Genomic DNA, 20,531 nt, shown 5'->3' with positions numbered 1-20,531 from the left:
CTTCTTTACAGTAAAGGAAGTTCCGTTACAATTCAATGCAACGAATGACTTAATCTGGAATGAGAAATATGGATTATTAGAAGCAATCAGACACAGTGCTTTAGTAGTGATTTCTGATAGTTACTTCTTTCTCTGCTTCAATTTAGCTTACAAATTTTCCAGATGACATCCCCCTGATATTTCTAAGGTCACAAAAAAAGTACCTCTTTTAGAAGTACCTCCTCATGTTTTACCACCTGTAAATTCAGCTGATTAATACTATTTCGTTACTATTAACTTTATCTTCGTAAACACCGAAAGGACACCCTATTATGAAATTTTTTATTGGGTGGCTTTCTGGAAGAGTTTTAAGATGTAATTAAACGTTTGTATACATTTATTATATGCATTTAAAAGATACGGAGCATGCTAACCACATGACCCGTTGTACGGCTTTTGATGATGTCATTATACGTATTTATTAGTTGTAGATTCGTTTGGATGTCCCCTGTGTTGACACCCGTCTGGCTAGCTGGTTTAGACTGGTTGACCAATAGTTCCGCTGTCGATTGATACACCGGGGTCAAAAGAAAAAAGCTTACTCCACCACTGACCAGAATCGCTGTAAGGGTAATCAGAATGATGAGTCTTATACGTTTCTGCAATGTTTCCATTAACTCGCGCAAGCTGATGGTTTCTTCCATTATGTCCTCCTATTAAAGAAAAATATGTAAATAGTAGCAGATCTTGTTGTATTTTCATTGTTTTCTTGTCATAATTTTAATAGAAATGTAATATTTCCATACTTATCTATTAAACTACAAAATCTTGTAAAAATATAGTCTTGTTACAATATTGGAAAGTACTTCTTCAATTTATTTTCATAAGGGAGGAACTCGATGAAAAATTTCTTTTTGATTGTATTTGCACTTATTTGTATAGCGTTTCTATTCATAGGCAACAAACATTGGGACGAACGGATCGCGGGGGTTCCCGCGTTATCCGAAGGAAAAACTGCAGAAGAACCATCAGCAGCCGCTGAAGAAAATAATGTAAGGCCTCAACTATCCAACTGGCCGGAACACGCTCAGCAACGGTTCATGAATGCCATTGAAGAAGAGAGGGACTATAAGGTTGCAATCATAGGCTCCACCGCACTAGGTAAAGGCGAGGACGGCTGGAGTGAGCAGTTGAAGGAGAATCTGACGGTGACGTTCAATGAATTGGACATCAGGATCTACGAAAGCGAAACCACCTCGGTTCAATTCATGAATGACGCTGTGTATGGGGAGATTCTAGAGTATGGTCCTGACCTTGTTTTATTCGAACCATTTACGTTGGTCAATAATTTAAACCTCGTCCCATATGAACGTAATCATGAAGTCATTATGGGCTTTTATAATAATCTCAAGAGTGCGAACGGAGATGTGGAGCTGATCCTCCAGCCTTCCTATCCACTTGCCGGGGCGACGATTTATCCAAAGCAGGTAGAGAAGCTGAAGGAATTTGCAGAAGAGAATGGTTTCACCTTTCTGGACCACTGGACCGCGTGGCCTGAAGCAGAAGAGTTGGGAGACTATCTGACGGATTCGAATGAAAGTCCAAATGACAAAGGACATGAGCTATGGGCCGGCTTTCTGAAAGATTACTTCATCGCAGAATAGAATCTTATCCCACACTTATCAATAGTAAAAAATTTACTATTCAAATCTTCTCGTTTCTGATATGTTATCTAATAGGCTAATGACAAGGTGAGGGAATAACATGAGAGTTGAAAAACATCAAAAGAAAAAACGAAAGTGGCTTCGGGTCATCGGCATCATTCTGCTACTAGTGCTGGTTGGAGGCGGAGCTTATGTGTACAGCATCTATCACTCCTTGAACTCGGCAGTTGAGACGATGCATCAGCCGACAGACCGCGATAAGTCTAGCAAACGTGAGAAAGAAGTCCAATTCAAGGAGCGGGAACCATTCTCCGTCCTCTTGATGGGAGTCGATGAACGGAAGAATGACAAGGGCCGATCAGATACGATGATTGTTCTGACTGTGAATCCGGATACAGAATCCGTGAAAATGCTGAGCATCCCCCGTGATACACTGACGGACATTGTCGGCCACGGAACAAGGGACAAGATTAACCATGCCTACGCATTCGGCGGAGTGGACATGGCGATGGATACGGTCGAAGGATTGCTTGATATTCCGCTTGATTATTATGTGAAGATCAATATGGAAGGGTTTGAAGATATTGTCGATGCAGTTGGCGGTATCACAGTGAAAAATGATTTCGCCTTCAACTACGGGGGTTATACTTTCCCTGAAGGATCCATTGATTTGAGTGGGAAGAAAGCTCTTGCATACACTAGGATGCGTAAAGAAGACCCGCGCAATGATTTTGGCAGACAGTTGAGACAGCGCCAGATCATCCAGGGGATCATCCGTGAAGGGGCAAGCGTCTCAAGTCTCTGGAAATTCGATAATATCTTCGACGCTCTTGGAGATAACGTGAGGACGAACCTGACATTCAATCAAATGGTCGATATTCAGAAGCATTATAAAGATGCGTCGAAGGATATTGAGCAGATCAAGATTGAGACAGGCTCAGGGACAAGGATTGATAATATCTACTATTATCTCATTCCGGATGAAGAGCTAATGTCGATTAAGGAGACTTTAAAAGAGCACCTGGAATTATAGTGAATGAGGCAGTCCACCTGGGGTTAAGTATAAACCCAGGTGGACTGCCTTTTTTCATATACTTACCTATCCAAAATATAAAGAAGCCCTTCTCTATTGGACCCAATATGGGTAATAGAGAAGGGCTGTTCTTTTATTCTTACGCTAATTGACCTTCTTATCTTCTAGTATGACAAGACGGGCACACAGCTGAGGTGGAATCATACTGATCACCGCAGTTCCGACAGAACACAGCCCCCGCTTCACTGCTGAATACGTTGGTCGTGGTTGCCGCTGTTTCTGTTGCAGCTCCACCAATACTTTTTGATGATCCTGCTTTATTCTTCCTTACAAGTCTTACCACAGTGAACAATGTAATCACGTTGAGTAATAAGCTTGCCATGATGAGCAGGTTCGTCAATGAGGTTAATTCTTCAACCATGTAATCCCTCCTAACTTACTTTCTCGTTATCTGATGGTAAGTCTACGAACATTTTCTGTTTCCTGAATACAAAATAGGATACCGTGGCAATACTGATGGCTCCTAATCCTCCAAGAGAACCGGCGAATAATGGTGTATTATTGTACCAGCGTGCAACTAGATTCGTTGTCACGAGGAAGTCATTTACTTCGGTCGTCAATTCATTTTTCGCTGCATCGACTGCCGTGATTTTTAACGTTTGCTTTGAGTTTGAGCTTGGAATCGTAAAGGTATAATTCTCTCCGTCTTCATGATGCTCGACTTTTTGACCATTCACATAAAAAGCGGCATCCTGAAGGACTAGGTTATCCTTGATGGAGATGGTTACGTCTTTGCTATCCACTGCGTATTGCTTCCCACTTTCAATATCAATCGGAACGACGACTGGTGCCGTTTTGTCGATTCCAAATGAGATTTCCGCTTTCTTCGTTTCATCGATGTTCTCGTTGATATTGCCTGCGGCATCTTCAGAGTATAAAGCGACTGTGTATTTTCCGTCACCAGTGAACAAGTCTTTCTTCACCGTATACGTGTACTGACTCCACTGACCTTTACCTCCTGACTTACTGACCGTATAATCGATTCCTTCTTGTAAATCAGTAGGTGTGCCATTCTTCGTCATCTTCAAGGAAATCGATCCGTCCATCAGGCTATCCACATTCGTTTCCGTTAACACGACATCCTTTTCCTTCTGAACGTATTTGCCGATCATCCCTTTCAGCGCGTCATCGAATACGTATACAGAACCGTAACGATTAACAGAGAATTGAATCTGTTCTTTCGTTTCATTTCCGGCAAAATCCGTAAGTGTTGCGGTCAACGTATAAAGATCATCATTTTCCTTCTTCTTTTCAAAATTCTTGAACGTATACACCTGACCATTTACTTCCTTCGAATAGCTTCCAACTGGTTTGACAGAACCTTGGTTGGCTCCTGATAACTCAATCTTCACGCCATTCTCATTGAAATTGGTATCTGAATAAGCGATCACCGGAGCGACATCTCCATTGTTGGCCGATTTATCTTGAACCCCTGTAATGTTCAATTTCGGTGCTGTTTGGTCCACATAGAATTCATCCACTTTATAATCAGCGGCATCATTCCCTGCCATATCGGTGTAATCAATGTCAAAGCTATATAGGGCATCGGCACCGTATTGGATCGTAGCCGTATTCAAATCTCCGTTTCTAGTCCATTTGCTGGTATTCGGGAAAGATACTGCCTTGCCGTCGTCGGTCGCCTTGCCCGTCACACGGATACGTCCCGGCTCGAAATTATGTTCCTTGATTGTGATGGTTGCGGTTCGTGCCTTGTTATAGTAATTTCCATTAAGCGCAGAACCGTTGCTGTACGTAACATTGATCTCTGGTTTTGTCTTATCGATCGTAAATTTATCCTGCTTAACCGGTGGGGCAACGTTGTTGGCGTTGTCTTGATACTTGATATCAAATGTATAATCCCCGTCCGCTGCATACTTCACCGTAGCGGTATAGGTGGTCATATCAGGATTATCTTTATTCACGTGGCTCTTCCATCCAGATAAGGAAGGAATGACTCCATCAGTATTAGTAATCATATGGTCCACATCTTTAGCGTCAAAATTTCGTTCCGTCACTACAATGGTAGCTGTGCGATCTTCTTTATAGAAATCCTTATTAGCAGGATCTGGGGTGTTGTTATCATACGATACATCCACCTTAGGAATCGTCTTATCGATACTGAACTCCATCTCTTCTTCTGATGTATTTCCAGAACGATCCGTCACCTTTACCTTTACAGTAATCTCATTGCTGTTATTTGAGACAGTCAGATTCTTATTCATTTCGTAAACAAGATTTTTCTCTGTCTTTGTTTGTTTCCAACCTTTTGCATCACTGCCGGCTTCATACGTTCCATCATTCTTGATCGTGATGCTGCCGCTTTGATTGTTACCCGTATCATAAGGTGATACGACAGACCACTCAATTTCCCCTAAACCTGAATACGTATCAGTGACGGTCAAATTGACATTCACATTGTCAGCGTATAGGTCTAAACCATTTGTATCCTTCGTGGTCGTTTCCGCCTTCTCTAACGTGATATGTTTCTCTTTCTTATGCTGTGTTTCATTTTCTACGATCGTCCCATCAGGAGTTACATATGCTCCTGTGTTACTCACATTGTCCGTAGATTGCGCGAAGATTTGTCCCTTGAATGCTTCCGGCACATCAAAGCTTATTTCTTTTGTTGCAGGGATCGGAGCAATCTTCCCAATCTCTGATTCTTTTATCTTCTGGGTCTTCCCATTAGAGAGTACTTGATAGAAATTCCCATTCTCATAGTCTTTCAAGTAAACCGTGATGGATTTCACTTTACTTGTGTGCTCATTTTCCACTTGAGGATCTTCAGCCATCACCGTTACCCGGGTCTGCTTCTTGAAGTAGAATCCATACTCCGTCAACTGCACGGAATCGGTTAAGTCCTCTGTTTCCTCGATTTTTTTGTAACTTGTCTTTTGGTCTTTTACCGAGAATACATAATCCATGATTTCCGGATTGGTCTTGTCGATGAATATTTTCTTTTCAGTCGTTTGAGCATTTCCGGCATTATCGATTACATAGACCGAAACATTGTAGGATCCATCTTTATTGATGTTGATCTTTTTATCAGTCGTATGAATCTTATATGATTTCCTACTGATAAGCTTTCCTTCATCAGAGAGATCGTCCTTTTCATACTCATTCCCATTCACAATGATTTTAACGGTATTAATCCCCGACTCTTCATCCTGGGCAGTGATATCAAAAGTCACTTCGCCATTGTATTCCTGTCCTTTTGAGAATACACCTTTGTCTGGAATTACTTTGATCGAAGGCACAGGCTTATTTTTCTCTATCATAATCTCACTGTTGTCGCTCTCGATCTGCGAATTATCCTTTGTAACTAGATAAGTCTTTTTGTTCAAACTATTGTCGGTCACTTCCACATGGAATTTTCCTTTGTATATTCCATCAACCGTAAAGATCGCTTCTCCCGTATAATCATCTTTCTTCAGGGAATCTTTCACCTTTTTCGGCACTACCTTATCACCATCGGTCTTAAGTGCGATATCGTTGATCCCAGAAACCTCATCCTTCACTTTAACGGTTACTTGGATTTCTTTATTGAAAAATGTACCGAATGAAAGAAAATTAATTACTTCCGCAAAGAGGTTATCATTGACTTGCACCATTTGGACGGCTCCTTTACCTTCCACAAGAGTCGCAGGCGTTTTGTCTACATAGAATTCTTCTCTATCATAGTCCTCCGCTTTATTACCTGCTTTATCGATGAAATCAACGTCGAAACGATATAGAGCATCCGTTGAATAGTCAATTGTTGCAGTGTGGACCTCCCCGTTTGTAGTCCAGTCACTTGCAGACGGGAAATTAATTTCCTTCCCTTTTACAATAGCGGTACCGCTTATGCTTACACGGGAGGGGTCGAAATTATGTTCTTTGATTTTGATGGTTGCTTTTCTTACATCATCGTAGTAGTTCTTAGCCGCTGGTGTTTGGTTGTCATAGTCCACTTCAATCTCAGGAGCCGTTTTATCGAGTGTAAAACTGTGCTGAGGGAATGTGGCTGCTGCGTTTTGTGCTTTGTCTTTGTATTCGATATTGAATGCATAGTCACCATCCGCTGAATAGTTGACCGTACCAGTATGGGACGTTAAATCTGGATTTTCTGCATTCGGCGTACTGGTCCATTCGACCTGTACAGGTGTTTCCTCCCCATCCTTTGTAATGGAATATATTACTTCCTCGGGAGAGAAGTTTCGCTCTGTAATCACGATGGTGGCCTTACGATCTTCTTTAAAGAAGTCTTGATGTTTGGAATCATCTTTGTTGTTATCATAAGAAACATCAATCGTTGGCACAGTTTTATCAATACTGAATTTTATTTCATCTTCCGTGACGTTTCCGGCCCTGTCGGTCATTTTAACTTTTACTGCGATATCGTTACTGTTATGGTTGACCGTTAGCGTTTTTGTCATTTCCTGGACGAGATTTTTATCCTTAACGGTTTTCCAACCTTCAATATCACCATCTGTTGGATCATTATCCACCGTGAGTATTCCGTGTTGGTCTTTATTATCATCATATGGACCTTCTACAAACCATTCAATTTCACGGATCCCTGAGTATGTATCAGTGACTTTCAAGTCCACCTCTAAATCTTCAGCGTAAAGGTCCCTATCGTTATTGTCTTTGAATGGTGTTTCTTTTTTAGAAAACGCAATATGCGTTTCCTTTTCATGTTGTTCCTTACTCTCGATGATCGTCCCTGCGGATGTTACAAATCCACCTGTGTTGTTGACATGATCAATTGCTTTTGCAAATATTTCGCCTTTAAAATCCTCTGGTGTGATAAAGCTGATTTCTCCTTCCGAAGGTATCGGAGTAATCACGGGCTGGTTCGTTTCAGGATCCATCGTTACATCCTGAAGTTCTGACAGTGAGCCGTCACTTTCCACTACAAAATAGGTGCCATTGATATCTTTCAAGTAAACTTCCATGGATTTGACTCCACTTCGATAAGCACTATTATTCTGATAGTCTTCTGCTTTTACGGTTACCATTGTCTGCTTTTTGAAGTAATACCCATAGTTTGTCAGTCCAACATATTCCGAGAGAATGTCAGCTTCATCCAAGCTATCATACCCTCCCCCTTCATTTTCTGAAGAAAAAATGTATCCTAGAATTTCAGGGGCAGCTGTATCGATAAAGACCTTCTTAGTTTCCGTATGTGTATTTCCTGCATGATCCACAACACTTACTGTGATTTCAAAAGAACCTTCTTCACTGATTTCTTCAGTATTTGTTATTATTGTATATTGTTGCGATTTGGTTTCTGTCTTAGAATAATTTTCATTAACAGCATTTGTTCCATTAACGTCAATCGTAACGTTATTAAGGCCAGAATCTAAATCTTCAGCCGAAACTTCAAACGTTACGTCTCCACTATAAATCTGTTGATCTTTCTCATCATTATAAGTAGATACATCCTCTGCATGATTAATCCCGATTTCTACTTGCGGAGAGGTTCTTTCTATCATGACGATTCCACTAGTATTGTTTTCGATATTAGAATTGGCATCGGTAACGGATTTAGTCACTTTTCTCTTGACATTGTCAGTCACTTCGACTTCGAATGAACCCGTAAAGCGATCAGCATCAATCAAGAATTTCGCTTCAGCTGACACTCCTTCTTTTTTGAAGCTGTCGGAAACTAATTGAGGTACAACGTCCGGATCATCTGTCTTTAGAGCGATTTCCTTAATACCGGATGCATCATTCTTCACTCTTACCGTAACTTCGATGTTGTCATTGGAGTATGTGCCAAATGATAAAAACCTAAGAACTTTTGAGATATTATCTTTATCCACTATGTCAAATGTAATCGCTTCTCCATCAGCCAATGATGGTTCTTTCTTATCGATGTTTACATCGATTGTCTTTACCGCAGAAACATTGCCTGCTTTGTCCACGGCCCATACGCTGTACACGCCTTTAAAATCTGTATTTTCTTCAGGATCAACCGTTTCAAATGTAAAGCTATTAGTCTCTTGATCAAAGTTCGCCTCATCACCCGTTAAACTTTCCTCATTGGTGAGGTCTCCTTGAGCAAAATAAACCTTATCGATATCTGTTGAATAAGCGACGTCATTAAAGGTGTCTTCTGGGTTAGCAACCTCCCCGGAAACGGTCACTTTCCCGCTAAACCATTCTGAGTTTTCAAAGGTTACTTGGTCAGGCCCGTTAAGTACCATATTGCTGACAACAGGGGATTTCCTGTCAAAAAGAAACAGAACCTTTTCTTGTAGTTCTAATTCCCCTCTATTATTTCCGTTTTTCACCATGAAACTTTCAATCATTGTATTATCTTGGATAGAATATTTCCGGCCATTTTCAGTCCAGTTTTCTCCTGATAATTTCAAGTCATTGTATGGGTCTTTAGTACTCAAATTTACTGTTGCGTCATTTGAATAAACATTTATGGTAGTAATTTCTGTTTCATTAAGAGGTTCAGGTCCTTCAACAGTTAGATACGTCGTCCAGTCCTCTATTAAACTTTCCGCTTTTTCAAATTCCACTTTAATGTTTTTATTTTCCTCAATAGTATCTAAAGTGTAATCAAAGCTCCCAGATTCATCTTCATTATCCTTCAGTCCAGTCAGGGGCTGGTCGATATCATTCACCTTAATTGACTTTACCTTGTATAGGTCATCAGGAGTGATTGTCACATTCACGTCACCATTGTAGTCTACTTGATCTTTATCCAATGAGACTACGCCATTCCCACCAACAACTGACGATGAAATATCATATGAATTAACGGCAAATGTGACTTCGACTAAGTGATTCTCGGTGACTTCATTAAACGTGTATTTGTAGCTGTCAGGATCAATATTTGTAATATGTGAATCAGTCGTTAAATCAATGGATCCTTCATCTATTTTGATCTCTTTTACATGATGCCCTGTTTTAGGGTTGACGGTAAAATAAGTGCTTGACCCATGATCCACCTCGACAATTCCACCATTGGATAAAATCATCTGATCTTTTTCATCCATTAACTCACCGTTTCCATTACTGTTAAAAGTTATCGTATAACTTTTCAACATAAATTCTACGTCGATTGCTACATCTGTAGATATTGACGAGATGGTCCCTGTATAGTTTTGTTTGTCTGTTATGTCTTTACTTTCTCCACCTACGGTCACCGACTTGATTTCATAATTGGCAGCAGGGGTAACAGCGAAAGCTACATCTGCTCCTTTTTCAACTTGAACAGGCGTTGTATACTCTATTCCATCGAGTGAAATATCCCCTGAACCTGTCTTGTTTACATTCACTAAGAATGTTGTTTGAACAAACTCAACTTCGATTACGGTATCTGATGAAAGGGATGCAAGTGTTTCTAAGTATTGCTGTTTATCCGAAATCGTTTTGTTAGAATTGTTTATTTTAACCGTTTTAATTTCATAGTTCGGATCCGGTGTAATATTTACAACGGCGTCTTTTCCATCCTCCACTTGCATTGGAGCAGTGTAATCAGCTCCGTTGATCTTCACTTTTCCTGATCCTGTCTGCGTTACAGTCAGACTATGTGTAACTGCAGGTGGAGTAGGTTCAAACTTTGTCGCTGTTCCAGTTGCAACATCATAAATATAATGATCTGTTGTTCCTTGAGGTAATGTGAGCGAGAACTCATCTAAGCCCACGTAAAAGTAAAATGTATGACTCGTACTCATGTTTAGGTCCGTCACACTTTGAAAGGGAACAACCCCTTCAGCATCTGTCATTCCTGGTTCAGATAATCCAGATGTAGCTTCATCCACCCAAACCTCTGTACTGGGTACGGGATTGCCATTATTCACGATTTGCAACGTGAATTGATTTTGATATTGATCTGTCTTCGCAACTGCAGTAATGAACATGCCAAATTGGATGTTATACATAAACAACAGAAGCGCGATGGTAACGGCTATTATGCGTGTTACCATGGATTTTTTCTTTGTCCCCATTTCTCTCTCTCCTCTAATTAATAATATTCTCATTAAAAAGATTGACACCCTTCTTATATCACTTCTTTGGTGTGTATGAATTTCTCGTCTTTTATAATGTGGAATTCAACAGGTGTAGCTGGTTCTTGACCTTGTAGTTCTTGAGTAGGCTTCAGTACCGTTGTTCCGTAATCTTCAGTTAGTAGCATCGTACCCTCTGACCCTAATATTACCGTTCCATCAGATAAAAGTTCTGTCGCTGCAACTTCTTCCGCTCCTAATACTTCGGTATCTGAATTAATATAGCCCTCATCTAACAATATTTGAGTTTCTTCAGGTAATACATCCGTTGCTGGGGATAATCTCCCCCCTGCAACTGGATGGCTTTCTTGCCCAAGCAAAATGTCAGAACGTTCATTTATCAATGGCATGTCATCTTTCCGGCCATTTACATTCAATTTTCTCTGGTTACGAGCAATCGATTTCCCTAACTTCTTAGAAACCTCAGCTACAGGCTCCGTTAATTTCCCACGTTCTACATTGAATGCATCCGGCTTAAATCGCTTATCTCCCGTTTCACGGTTTTTCTCACGTATTGCTTCGATATGTTTTGCAGCATTCCTGCCTGTCAAATCACCAATGATCATACGGATATTCATCTTGAAAAACATCAGAACTGCCGCAACAAGCAGTACTCCTGAAAGGGAATAACCGATTATGGATATAATCAGCCAAGTCTTTGCATCCATCTATTCGATCCCCTGCTTTCTAAACGCATTTTCAATTGATTTTCCAGTAGATTCAAAACGACTGATCACTTCATTCTTTATCGCATCCGTTTTATCTGTTGTTGCCGCCACTTCATTCGTGCCTCGTTTCACTAGATCGAATACGGAACGAAGGTCGCTTTCTTCTATCCCATCAGCCTTCATTTTCCTTGCGTATGTTTCAATGGAATACATCGATAATTTATAAAGTTCCAACTTAACGATTTCACTTTCATCCGGATTTTTAGCAATCATATTGATTAAATCCTTCATGTTGTCCCAATATGGTTTGTACTTCCCTTTATCCGACGCTTCCTCAATGTGGAGTGTTATGTCCTGGTTGAACTTACCGATATCCCTATAGACCTTGGCCATTTCGAAATAAGCACGGTCTTGAGAACCATACTCCACAGTATCTTCAAACCACTGAATGGAACTTTTCATTCTTGTGATTTGATTATCACTGCTTTCAGATTTGCCATAATCATAGTAGTACCAATAAAGTTTGCCGATTTCGAAAGCAAGATCGGAATAATCCTCGTTTTCACGGATATCCGTCAAATGCGCATTAATCTTCTTCTTGAATTGTTCCTCCTCTTCGACCGAGAAGGCTGCATTGCCTTTGAACGCTTCAACCAATCCCAAATAGGCATCGTTTACATTTGGTTTTATATCTGTCGCCGTTAAATAATAGTCAATTTTGTTCGTATCCGTAGATGCTCTCTCCGCCATTTGAATCATCATGTTGTAATCGGAATTATTCGTTTTTACATTCATCGCTTGGGCAGTAACCCCGATCAGTAAGCTTAGTAATGATGCTCCTGCCACAACGCTGAATTTACGGAGTTTCGCTCTTTGTTTAGCCCTGAAGATATCATCAACTTCCTCATAATGATCCAACGCATATAAAAGTTCTGCACACGACTGATATCGATCTTCAGGATTAAGTTGTGTACATTTCTGGATGATCCGTTCCAGCCCACCTGATAGCTGAGGATTCCAGTGCCTGATAGGATAAAATTCATAAGGTGGTTCAGTCGGATCCTGGCCGGTCACTAAATGATAGAGTGTGACACCGAGGCAATAGACATCGGTTCTGGAATCAGTCTGGCCTTTACCTCCAAATTGTTCCGGTGCAGCATATCCTTTCGTTCCTAAACTCACGGTGTCCCCCAGGTTTTCTTCTTTAAATTCTCTCGCAATCCCGAAATCGATCAGTTTCAGATTACCATCGGGCTTTAACATGATATTGGCGGGTTTCATATCCCGGTAAATAATAGAGGGCTTTCTGGTATGTAAATATTCAAGCACTTCGCAAAGCTGTTTGGCCCACTCAATCACTACCTCTTGTGGTTGGGCCCCATACTCATCAATGATCTTATTCAGAGGTTCTCCTTCAATGTAATCCATGATGACATAAATGACGTCGCTTTCATCGATAATGTCCACAATTCTGGGTAAGGAAGGGTGATCTAGCCTCTTAATCATATTCGCTTCTGCAATCGCACTCTGAATGATGATTTCATTGTTTTTATCCTTTGCTCTTTTTTCAATTTCCTTTACTGCCCACTGTTTATTCAGACGTTTGTCCATTGCCAGGTAAACCTTGGACATCCCGCCTTTACCTATCAGTTTAAGAATCTCATATTTTCCGTCTATAACCGCTCCGACTACTGCCAATCGAACTCTCACTTCCTTACGTCATTTTTATAAGCGCCACTGATATATTGTCCGTCTCCTGTCTTCGCTTGTTAAGCTCAACCAATTCTTTTGCTTTTTCTTTCATGTCCGCTTCTTCGTTTATCATTGTCGGAGAAAAAGACTTATATATTTCTTGTCCAGTTATCATATGTCGGAAGCCGTCAGAACAAAGCATATATACCTCTCCTGGAACTGGCTTTCCCTCTATGAAATCCGGTTCAACCAGTTTTGAAGCTCCTATGCACTGAAGCAGTACATTCCTTCGCGGATCTTTCTCTGCTTGCTCAGGAGTCAGGGCACCCCTTTTTATCTCCCTGCCTACAACCGTTTGATCATCAGTCAAAATCGTGAGACTTTCATTGATTCTGTATACTCGCGAGTCTCCTACATGACCAATAAGCATAAATGATTTATCGATCAGAAGCAGTACAGTCAAAGTAGTGCCTAACTTAATATTGACCTTTTTACCATAAGAAGAAATCCGTTGGTTTTGGTCTCTTATGATTCGTTCCCAGTGAGATTGAATATTACTATAATCCTCTTTTCCAAGCTCTCTTGGGAGCTCATTGTTAAACCAAGAAGAAAACGCGTTGATCACACTAGCACTCGCCACTTCTCCTTTTGAAAGCCCCCCCATCCCGTCACAAATGACGGCCATGACGACTTTCCCGACGGATGTTTCCGCTACTTTAATACACATGGCGTCTTGATTAGTTGACTTCTTTATCCCTATATCGGTATACATTGCGGTTAATACTTCCATCTAAAGGACCTTCCTAACTATATGTAAAATAAAATCTCATATAAGAATTTCACCTTTTCCCGGAGAAAATCCAGCTTTCTTTTTCACAATAATTCCCAAATTATTCATTCTTGTGACAATGTTCTCCTACCTTTTTGTCGCTATGTATATAAACATCTCTCCATTGCTTTCTATATGCCTCATAATATTGGAAACAACTAAATAACACGCTCTCATAGATGAACAAGGGAATTTTATTACTTTAGAGGAAAATAATCTCGTTAAATGTTACAATAAAACATGTCAAAAGTCGAGTTTTTGTAACATTTGTAACATTGATTCACTAAACAAAATCGACATAAATAATATTTTTTAAAATTAATAGTATATATTTCCTATTCTATATTTATTATTGCAAAAGGCGCAATACATATTTCCATGAATTTTCAAAACAAAAAAAACCTAGGAGATTATTAGCCCCTAAGTGTAATTATTACATCTATCTTGATTCTTTCTTCTGTTCCTGCAGGAAGGCTGCCTCTTCCTTCGCCGTCATATTGCCGGTCGCCTTGCCGATCGTGCCGTTTTGTAGGCGCCACACCGCATTATGCTGGCTCGCAGCATTAGAGAAGTCCCCTTCCTTCCAGCTTGTTAAGATGTTCCTATATAGACTCTCATTATCATAATTATTGGCATCGAGCTGGGTCAGTAGAAAGTCGATTCTTTCATCCGTAATCTTAAAGAAAGACCACTTTTCATTTGCTTCTACCTTTTGATGGCTCATTGCGTGTATATATTGCTGGATATGTACCTCTTTCAAAGGTGGTTTGACGCTGTCGAATGGGTTTTTGCCACTTGCTTTTTCATCAGACCTTGCTTTATCAGAGGGTTGGCCGTCCACCGGCTCTGCTTCCGTTGAATCAGCGGTTGAGCTACTTTTACCCGCTCTTGATTCTTCGATAGGTTGACTTATGCCCCCAACTGCTATATAGACCCCAATGACCGTGATCAACAAGACACTCCCCAGGATGCCGAATATAAATTTTTTGTTCATATACGTACTCCCCTCTATATCTGCTCTAGTATCATTTCGATATTAAATCCTCTTTTCCCTCCACCATTCTACCATTTATTTCATAATTTTGTTATCAAAGCTGTATCGGTACATTTTCACCATACTCAAAAGCCGCCGACATCATTTGATATCGACGGCTTTATAACCTATCTTAAAACTTCCTATAACCAGCAAATCGTGGTGACCAGTACGTATTGTTCAACTTAGACACCGTGACTCCGTTATCCGACGCATGGATGAACTCACCATTTCCAATTAGGATGCCCATGTGGCTGATGCCAGCTTTGTATGTGTTCTTAAAGAAAACCAAATCACCCGGCTTCGGGTTGGAGATGCTCGTTGATTTACTATAATAGCCTTCCGTATTGGTACGAGATATGTTCACTCCGGCCTGATTGAATACATAGTAGATGAACCCACTGCAGTCAAAGCCGCTCGGTGTCGTTCCACCCCATTTGTACGGGGTACCGATATATTTCTTGGCAATGTCGATGACGTTCGTTGACTGGCTTGATTCTCCAGTTTGCTTAGTAGAGCCGATGGAAAGTTTCTGTCCTACAAAAATTGTGTCCGATGTAAGTCCATTCCAAGACTTTATCTGAGAAACCATGACGTCAAATCGGACAGCGATATGGGACAGCGTATCACCCGATTGGACGGTATAAGTACCGCCTGTTGATGCCGGTTCCGATGTCGTTGATGAAGCCGAGACCTTCAGGACCTGTCCAGGATAAATGACATCACTAGTCAGGTTGTTCCACTCTCTCAATTCTGCGACATACACATCGAACTGTTGACCAATCTTGGACAAGTAGTCTCCCGATTGTACCGTATATGTTTTTGCCTTAGTGGTGGATGGCGCACTTACTTCGAGCACCTGATTGACGTATATTGTGTCTGATGTAAGGTCGTTCCAGTTTTTTATATTCGAGACGGTTGTATCATATTTATAGGCAATCACCGAGAGGGAATCACCGGACTGAACGCGATAAGTTGCAGCACCAACGGATGTTGCGGCAAGTGACGAGACTAGGGCAGCGGTTGTAGCAGCAATGATTGTTTTCTTCAAAATGAACTTTCTCCTTCTTTATGTAAAATTTTCTTGCGTTACCATTATGAAAGAAGGAGAACGATAGTTTAATAGGACTAATAGGGTAATTCCCCACAAAATGGCTGTGAGCCCTGGTGTTATCGTGTTTAGTAATTGTTGGGTGTATTACCAATTTCAAAGTTGATAAACGTACTTAATGAGCATTGTAGCCCCCTTTCTTTAATGTTCTCTTCCAAGATATTTCAATTACTAAATGAAAACGCTAACCTTACACATTGACAACTTGTATATACATGAATACAATAGGAGTATACCTTGTATATACAACAAGAAAACCTAGAATTTTAAGCGTTTATATATGCTGGTTTTAAGGAAATAGTATCTCCAGCGTTGATTGGAGTGGAAGACGAAGACTCCTAACAGAAAAGCGGAAGGGCTTTGAAGAGAGGCGTGTGGCATAAGACGAATCGGCCTGGAAGGCGTTCTTTGCCTTCTTGGTCGGTTTGGCTTATGACATGTGCCTCTAAGCCCTGGAGCTGGACAATTCCTCGCTCAAAACTAGCGAAGCTCACCGCCCGCCCGCCCGCGGAAAGCGAAGTCTTCCAGGGAAATCATAAGCGGCGTTCAAAGGTTTTTTTACTTTTACTTCAGCATAAATAAACACGTTTCTCACAAACTATTCTAGGGAATTCCATTAATAGAAATGAAAGCGGGTACACAAACGCTTTCGATTATGATACGGATCCAACGAAGGATCCGATAAATCAGGGAGGGAATACCATGAGCGTAACCAAAGAATCCGTACGCGAAATCATTGCTGCGATCGGCGGCGAGGATAACATCCAGACAGCCACTCACTGTGTAACACGACTTCGGTTGGTATTAAAAGATGAGAAAAAAGTAGATAAGGAACGACTAGAAGCAATTGACATCGTTAAAGGGTCTTTCTCCTCCAACGGTCAATTCCAGGTTGTCATCGGACAAGGTCTTGTTAATAAAGCGTATCAAATACTAGCAGAGGAAACAGGCATCGAGCAGGCGTCCAAACAGGATGTAAAAGATGCTGCCAGCCAGAACTTGAATCCCCTACAACGGGCAATCAAGACACTGGCTGATATTTTCATCCCGATCCTGCCGGCAATCGTGACAGCCGGTTTATTGATGGGTCTGAATAACATCCTGACTGGCCCAGGAATCTTTTACGATGAAAAGTCATTCATCGATGTTCATCCGCAATGGGCAGACCTGACAAGCATCATTAACTTGATTGCCAATACCGCCTTCGTCTTTCTGCCAGGATTGATTGGTTGGTCGGCGGTCAAGCGATTCGGAGGAAGTCCATTACTCGGTATCGTATTAGGTCTTATGCTTGTACATCCGGACTTACTCAACGCTTGGTCATACGGAAGTGCTGAAAAAGTTCCGACTTGGAACCTCTTCGGTCTGGAAGTGGACAAGATCGGGTATCAAGGTCAGGTCCTTCCAATCTTATTCGCTTCATTGTTATTGGCGAAAATCGAACAGTTCCTGGATAAAAGGGTACATGATTCAATCAAGCTATTAGTGGTGGCACCGGTTGCCCTTCTGATCACAGGCTTTGCTTCATTCATTGTAATTGGTCCTGTCACATTCTTTATCGGTAACATGCTGACAGACGGCGTCATCTGGGTATTCGACCACGTTTCCTGGTTGGGTGGTTTACTATACGGTGGTCTATACGCCGTTATGGTCATCACGGGAATGCACCATACATTCCTAGCAGTCGATCTTCAATTAGTATCGAATGCAGGCGGCACATTCCTATGGCCAATCCTTGCACTGTCCAACATTGCACAAGGTTCAGCGGCACTTACCATGATTTTCGTAGCGAAGAAAGAAAACGAAAAACTTCGTGGTTTGGCCGGTACTTCGGCGCTTTCCGCATACCTTGGCATCACGGAACCAGCTATGTTCGGGGTCAACCTGAGATATAAATATCCGTTCATCTCTGCACTGATCGGATCGGCCATCGGCGGTGTGCTACTCGCCATGACCAAGACCAAAGCCTTCTCCATCGGTGTCGGCGGTCTTCCAGGTATCCTTTCCATCAAATCGGAATACTGGGTACCATTCGCATTCGGCATGCTAATCGCATTCGTCGTACCATTCGTACTAACATTGATCTGGTCTAAATTTAGTAAAAATAAGCCAGTATAAATTCCAAAGGTACGTACCTTCAAACAGAGAAGATAGTAGACCAACATGTATATACAAGTTAAAATAAGGGGGCGAGGTTGATCAGCATGGATGAATAGATTTCATTGCAGGTCTTCCGCTCTCTTTTTACTTTTTAAATCAAAACATTAGTGTGAGGACGACATCTTATAAGAAGAATGTTACTTCTCATTAATCCTATAAACTCTTCATTAATAACTGTTCTAGCTTTTGATTGGAGTGGAAGACGAAGACTCCTAACAGAAAAGCGGAAGGGCTTTGAAGAGAGGCGTGTGGCATAAGACGAATCGGCCTGGAAGGCGTTCTTTGCCTTCTTGGTCGGTTTGGCTTATGACATGTGCCTCTAAGCCCTGGAGCTGGACAATTCCTCGTTCAAAACTAGCGAGGCTCACCGCCCGCCCGCGGAAAGCGAAGTCTTCCACGGAAACCAAAAGCGTCATTCAAAAGACTTAATACACAACAGAAAGGTGTTTTATAAATGAATCAACCATGGTGGAAAAAATCAGTCGTCTATCAAATCTACCCAATAAGCTTCAACGACACGACCGGTAACGGCGTCGGCGACATCAAAGGCATCACACAAAAACTCGACTATCTAAAAAAACTAGGCATCGACGTCGTCTGGCTAACCCCGATCTACAAATCGCCTCAGCGCGATAACGGCTACGACATCAGCGACTACTTCAACATCCATAACGAATACGGCACGATGGAAGACTTTGACGAACTGCTCCAAGAAGCACACAAGCGCGGCATCAAAATCATCATGGACATCGTCATCAACCATACATCGACCGAAAACCAGTGGTTCATCGAATCACGAAAATCAAAAGACAACGACTATCGTGACTTCTACATCTGGAAGGACGGCAAGCCGGACGGTTCCGAGCCGACAAACTGGCAATCGAAATTCGGCGGAAACGCATGGCAATATGATGAAGAAACCGGCCAGTACTATCTTCATCTATTCGACGTCACACAGGCTGATCTGAACTGGGAAAACGACGAGGTACGAAGAAAGCTTTATGACATGATGCATTTCTGGCTGAAAAAAGGCGTCGACGGCTTCCGTCTTGATGTCATCAACCTCATCTCGAAGGATCAGGATTTCCCGGACGATGACGGATCAGTGGCTCCAGGGGACGGTCGTAAGTTTTATACTGACGGTCCGAAAGTCCACGACTATATGCAGGAAATGAATAAGGAAGTCTTCTCTCATTATGACATCATGACTGTCGGTGAGATGTCTTCCACAACGATCGACAACTGCATCAAGTATTCAAATCCTGACCGTAACGAGCTCAGCATGACGTTCAACTTCCACCACTTAAAAGTGGATTATCCTAACGGGGAGAAATGGTCGGTTGCAGACTTTGATTTTCAGAAGCTGAAAGACATCCTTTCGACCTGGCAGCGTGAAATGCACAAAGGCGGCGGCTGGAATGCCCTCTTCTGGTGCAACCACGATCAGCCGCGTATCGTGTCCCGATACGGCAACGATGGCGAATACCGCACTGAATCTGCGAAAATGCTCGCCACAACGATTCATATGATGCAAGGTACACCGTATATCTACCAAGGTGAAGAAATCGGAATGACCAACCCGAAATTCACCAGCATCGATGAATACCGTGACGTTGAGTCGATCAATATCTTTAATATGTTGAAAGAAGAAGGCAAATCCGAGGAAGAGATTCTAGAAATCCTACGACACAAGTCACGCGATAACTCCAGAACCCCTGTTCAGTGGAATTCAGAAGAAAACAGCGGCTTCACTTCAGGGACACCTTGGATCCCGGTTGCGAAGAACCATAAGGAAATCAATGTAGAAAATGCGCTCGAAGACGAGAACTCTGTATTCTATCACTATCAGAAGCTGAACCAGCTACGAAAAGAGTACAGCATCATCGTAGACGGCGATTACAAACTGATCCTCGACGATCACCCAGACATTTTTGCCTATGTGAGAAATGGAGATGGGGAGAAACTCCTCGTGGTCAATAACTTCTATGGAAAAGTAACAGAGTTTACCCTCCCGTCTGACATGGATATTGACGGGTGGTCTAGTGAGGTCCTTCTATCGAATTACGATGATCCAGCAAACCAATATCATAACATCATGCTTCGTCCTTACGAATCTGTGGTTTTCCGTTTCACTAAATAAATTGAAGGGTACCTGCAATTTTGCAGGTGCTTTTTTTGTGAAGTCAACTAGTGAATAAGTGAAGACTCACAACCATTAAACTCCATGTAAGATACTTTCAGCTATTATTAAACTCCCGGATTGCATTCTTTCTGCTTTTAAGACTAATGGCTT

11 protein-coding genes and 1 pseudogene are annotated in these 20,531 nt (G+C 41.6%); 4 read left to right on the top strand and 8 right to left on the bottom strand.

The window, feature by feature from the left end; all coding sequences use genetic code 11:
- Positions 1-425: 425 nt before the first annotated feature.
- Positions 426-683: pseudogene (locus tag LCM10_RS09345) on the bottom strand (Wzz/FepE/Etk N-terminal domain-containing protein); the annotation flags it as partial.
- 195 nt (positions 684-878) lie between these two features.
- Here LCM10_RS09345 and LCM10_RS09340 point away from each other — a divergent pair.
- Positions 879-1,643 carry an SGNH/GDSL hydrolase family protein gene (locus LCM10_RS09340; RefSeq protein WP_224875966.1) on the top strand — a complete coding sequence of 255 codons (765 nt, stop codon included), beginning with the start codon at positions 879-881 and terminating at the stop codon, positions 1,641-1,643.
- A 100-nt stretch (positions 1,644-1,743) separates the two neighbouring features.
- The gene (locus tag LCM10_RS09335) at positions 1,744-2,676 is read left to right on the top strand and encodes a LytR family transcriptional regulator (RefSeq protein WP_224875965.1); all 933 of its coding nucleotides are present in this window, start codon (positions 1,744-1,746) and stop codon (positions 2,674-2,676) included.
- 157 nt (positions 2,677-2,833) lie between these two features.
- Here LCM10_RS09335 and LCM10_RS09330 read toward each other — a convergent pair whose 3' ends face one another.
- The 7 genes from LCM10_RS09330 to LCM10_RS09300 form a co-directional block, all read right to left on the bottom strand.
- The gene (locus LCM10_RS09330; RefSeq protein ID WP_224875964.1) at positions 2,834-3,097 is read right to left on the bottom strand and encodes a hypothetical protein; all 264 of its coding nucleotides are present in this window, start codon (positions 3,095-3,097) and stop codon (positions 2,834-2,836) included.
- A gap of 10 nt (positions 3,098-3,107) precedes the next feature.
- Complete coding sequence (locus LCM10_RS09325; protein WP_224875963.1) at positions 3,108-10,685, bottom strand: hypothetical protein; 7,578 nt, start codon at positions 10,683-10,685, stop codon at positions 3,108-3,110.
- A 53-nt stretch (positions 10,686-10,738) separates the two neighbouring features.
- Positions 10,739-11,413, bottom strand: a complete 675-nt coding sequence (locus LCM10_RS09320; RefSeq protein WP_224875962.1) for a hypothetical protein — start codon at positions 11,411-11,413, stop codon at positions 10,739-10,741.
- The gene (locus LCM10_RS09315; protein ID WP_224875961.1) at positions 11,414-13,111 is read right to left on the bottom strand and encodes a serine/threonine protein kinase; all 1,698 of its coding nucleotides are present in this window, start codon (positions 13,109-13,111) and stop codon (positions 11,414-11,416) included. It abuts the gene before it with no gap.
- A gap of 16 nt (positions 13,112-13,127) precedes the next feature.
- Complete coding sequence (locus LCM10_RS09310) at positions 13,128-13,895, bottom strand: PP2C family protein-serine/threonine phosphatase (RefSeq protein WP_224875960.1); 768 nt, start codon at positions 13,893-13,895, stop codon at positions 13,128-13,130.
- A 478-nt stretch (positions 13,896-14,373) separates the two neighbouring features.
- On the bottom strand, positions 14,374-14,928 hold the full coding sequence (locus LCM10_RS09305; RefSeq protein ID WP_224875959.1) for a DUF6241 domain-containing protein: 555 nt from the start codon (positions 14,926-14,928) through the stop codon (positions 14,374-14,376).
- Between the two features lie 172 nt (positions 14,929-15,100).
- Positions 15,101-16,018, bottom strand: a complete 918-nt coding sequence (locus tag LCM10_RS09300; RefSeq protein WP_224875958.1) for a C40 family peptidase — start codon at positions 16,016-16,018, stop codon at positions 15,101-15,103.
- Positions 16,019-16,780: 762 nt separating this feature from the next.
- On the opposite strand from LCM10_RS09300, the gene treP reads away from it, so the two are divergent.
- Positions 16,781-18,196, top strand: coding sequence for a PTS system trehalose-specific EIIBC component (gene treP, locus LCM10_RS09295; protein ID WP_224875957.1), 1,416 nt, complete (start codon positions 16,781-16,783; stop codon positions 18,194-18,196).
- A gap of 496 nt (positions 18,197-18,692) precedes the next feature.
- Positions 18,693-20,378 (top strand): alpha,alpha-phosphotrehalase, encoded by a 1,686-nt coding sequence (gene treC, locus LCM10_RS09290; protein WP_224875956.1) that lies wholly within the window; start codon positions 18,693-18,695, stop codon positions 20,376-20,378.
- Positions 20,379-20,531: the final 153 nt, after the last annotated feature.

Source organism: Rossellomorea aquimaris, from assembly GCF_020171925.1.
Lineage (GTDB): Bacteria > Bacillota > Bacilli > Bacillales > Bacillaceae_B > Rossellomorea > Rossellomorea aquimaris_F.
Note: the sequence above shows the minus strand (reverse complement) of the source record. Positions and strands in the feature narration are given on the sequence as shown.